Origin of the sequence: Phenylobacterium sp. (assembly GCF_030693805.1) — a bacterium.
In the GTDB taxonomy this organism is placed as follows: domain Bacteria; phylum Pseudomonadota; class Alphaproteobacteria; order Caulobacterales; family Caulobacteraceae; genus Phenylobacterium.
Genome location: NZ_JAUXZW010000102.1, coordinates 1 through 1,663, shown reverse-complemented (window position 1 = coordinate 1,663; position 1,663 = coordinate 1). Strand labels below are relative to the sequence as shown.

At 69.6% G+C, this 1,663-nt stretch carries 4 protein-coding genes; 2 read left to right on the top strand and 2 right to left on the bottom strand.

From position 1 onward, the window contains the following. Both Q8M88_RS04445 and Q8M88_RS04440 read left to right on the top strand, forming a co-directional pair. Positions 1-108: hypothetical protein (locus tag Q8M88_RS04445; RefSeq protein ID WP_305595042.1), on the top strand; the 108-nt coding region annotated here is incomplete at its 5' end. A gap of 19 nt (positions 109-127) precedes the next feature. Next, positions 128-454: a helix-turn-helix domain-containing protein gene (locus Q8M88_RS04440; RefSeq protein WP_305595041.1), complete on the top strand. Its 327-nt coding sequence runs from the start codon at positions 128-130 to the stop codon at positions 452-454. A gap of 9 nt (positions 455-463) precedes the next feature. On the opposite strand, the gene Q8M88_RS04435 is transcribed toward Q8M88_RS04440, so the two are convergent. Further along, positions 464-1,084: a TIGR02466 family protein gene (locus Q8M88_RS04435; protein ID WP_305595040.1), complete on the bottom strand. Its 621-nt coding sequence runs from the start codon at positions 1,082-1,084 to the stop codon at positions 464-466. Positions 1,085-1,131: 47 nt separating this feature from the next. Then, positions 1,132-1,663, bottom strand: a 532-nt coding sequence (locus Q8M88_RS04430; RefSeq protein ID WP_305595039.1) for a restriction endonuclease, incomplete at its 5' end; no start/stop codon positions are given.

Genomic DNA, 1,663 nt, shown 5'->3' with positions numbered 1-1,663 from the left:
CAGATCATCGTCACCCGCGTACGCATCCGTCAGATTGAGGCGAAGGCGCTGCGAAAGCTCAAGCACCCCAGCCGCAGCCGCAAGCTGCGCAGCTTCCTCGACAGCTGACGCCGGCCGGTCTGCTTCGATGAGCTGGCTGACCGACAGGCTGACCACGTTGATGGAGGAGCGGGAGCTGAGCGTGCGCGCCGTCGCGCGACAGCTCGCGCTGGAGCGATCACGCATGGCCAAGATCGTCGCCGGCGCGGCGCTTCCGAACGAAGACCTGGTCAAGCGGTTCGCCCGCTACTTCGGCGAACAGGTCGAGGTGTGGACCAGCAACGCCCCGCGGCGCGACGATGCACGCTCGCTGGACGGCGCCGGCTGGTTCAGCATCCTGGAGCCGCGCAAGGAGCTGAAGCTGGACGCGCGCTACGGCGCCCAGCACCGCGATAGCGAACCGACGGTGTATTAGGGCGCGCCCTTAGCGCCAGCCGTAGTTGAAACTGAGGCTGATCCGCTCGGCCTTGGCGCGGTTGGCGGGGACCTCGTGACGCAGCCAGCTCTCCCACATCAGCACCGTGCCGGCCTGCGGCGTCAGATAGACGAAGCTGCGGGCGGTCTCCTCGGCGTCGGTGCGCCGGGGCGGAGCCGCCATCATCAGCGGCAGGCGTGGGTCCTCCAGCTTCAGCGCGCTGGCGCCCGGTGGGACCGCAACATAGACCGTCCCGGAGATCACGCTATGCGGGTGGATGTGGCCTGAGTGCGCCGCGCCGGGCTTCAGGACGTTGACCCACAGACTGTCGAGCTTCAGCCGGCCCGCGCCAAGATCCAGCGATAGCGCGTCGGCGAAAGCGACGGCGTGGCGGTCCAGCTTGGTCTTCAGCGTCGCGAACGCCGTGGCGCGCCTCGGCAGGTCGTCCAGCGAGGCGTAGGAGGTGTAGCCGCCGTAGGCTTCGCGGCGGCTCCAGGCGCGGCCTGCCGCGTCCTCGGCCGCCAGCATCTGGCAGGCGTCTTCCAGATCGGCGTTGAACGCGGCGAACCCGCGCTCTTCGGCGAGGCTGGCCTCATAGACCTGAGTGACGAAGAGCGGGCGCAGCGGCATGAGGCAGCCGCTAGGCGGTCCGCCCGCGGTTGTCAAAGGCCGCTCGCTCAGCCGTAGGCCGGCAGGGAGAACGCCACCACGGCGGCCGGGTCCACCAACACCTCCTCGACGTTGCGCACCTGCACCCCGATGACGTGGAGCTTCAAGAGGTCGCAAAGCGCCTCCCCATCGACCAGGTCGATGAGCGGCGCCCCGTCGCGGGTCGCCTCGCGGCGGGCCTCGGCGGTGAAGACCCCCGTGGTCAAGATCAGCCCCTTGTCGGCGCGCCCGACCATGGCGCCACGGAAATCGCGCACCACGCCTGGCCCCACCGAGCCCTTCCAGCGCTTGCACTGGAAGAACACCCGGAACGACAGCAAGTTGACCCGCAACACGCCGGCCCCGTCGATGCCGCCATCGCCGGAGCGGCCGGTGACCTCGACCTTGGTGAAGCCCGCCTCGCGCAACAGGTGCTGGCAGAGCCGCTCGAACCCGTCCGAGGGCATGAGCGCCAGCACCCCCAGCAGTTCGGCGCGCCAGTCAATCTCGGCGGGCGTGGACGCGGGTTTCGGGCGGTACTCCGGGCTGGACGTCAAGGGC

Bases quoted from the DNA above. Each gene is read 5' to 3' on its own strand.
- Q8M88_RS04440 (WP_305595041.1), top strand. From the start codon at position 128: ATGAGCTGGCTGACCGACAGGCTGACCACGTTGATGGAGGAGCGGGAG.
- Q8M88_RS04435 (WP_305595040.1), bottom strand. From the start codon at position 1,084: ATGCCGCTGCGCCCGCTCTTCGTCACTCAGGTCTATGAGGCCAGCCTC.